Genomic DNA, 872 nt, shown 5'->3' with positions numbered 1-872 from the left:
CAGCGCCGCCCACCTCTCGGGCGCGAGCGCCGAGAGGTGGCTCGCCTGCGGAAAGACGTGCGTCTCGCAAAGCTGCTGCGTGATGAAGACGCCCCACGTCGCACGATCCGTGAGGGCGTGCCGGGCGTCGAGGGGAGACGCGTGCGTCATCAGGGCGAGCGGCGGAAAAGAGCCGTATCGCGAGGCGCCGACCTCACGCGCGTCGTCCGCGGCATCGTGCACGAAGGTACCGTCCCGAAAGCGCATCGCCGAAGCCGCGAGCCCGATCGGAAAGTCGCCGGTCATCTCTGTCGTGAAGGTCTCCGCGTCCAGCACCACGCGGCCGGCCATCCGGTTCTGATCCGCGAGGCAGAGGAGCAACCAGTCCAAGTAGGCGCCCCGAATCGAGGCGAGACCGCTCGCCGCGGGCTGCAGTCCGTTCAGGCCCGGCAAGATATCGGGGAGCGCGGTTGCGGCGGCCATCGCGACGAACAGCTCGATGCTCTTGTCGCGCCGTCGCAACGCGGCCTGGAGCGGCTCGGCGATTCGCCCGCCCATGCTCCACCCCAGGACGATGACGTTTCCGGCGAGGCCATTCCCGTCCACGTGGCGGGCGATGATCTCGGCGCTCTGCTCCGCCCAGTCCGTGATCGAGAACCGCGGGAACGCGACGTCGAACACGCCCCTCGTGGCGATCGGATAGGACAGCGCCAAGGTGGCGAAGCCCTCCTCGTGCAGCCAATGGCACAGGAAGTCGGACGCCCGTCCGGCGGGCGGCCCATAGGCGATGCGCCCGAGCACCCCTCCGCCCGTGATGAAGACGACGAGCGGCGAGCCGGGGCGTCCGCCGCCGAAGCGGACCAGCGCCGGATGGCCGGATGCTTCGGTCGACG

General features: G+C 70.1%; 1 protein-coding gene. It reads right to left on the bottom strand.

From position 1 onward, the window contains the following. A partial coding sequence (locus ABTU92_RS29915; RefSeq protein ID WP_408095173.1) for an alpha/beta fold hydrolase occupies positions 1 to 780 on the bottom strand: 780 nt, incomplete at its 3' end. Positions 781 to 872: the final 92 nt, after the last annotated feature.

The sequence above is a fragment of the Rhodoplanes sp. SY1 genome (assembly GCF_046000175.1).
GTDB lineage: Bacteria > Pseudomonadota > Alphaproteobacteria > Rhizobiales > Xanthobacteraceae > Rhodoplanes.
The sequence above is the reverse complement of the archived record's forward strand: the minus strand, read 5'-3'. Positions and strand labels throughout refer to the sequence as shown.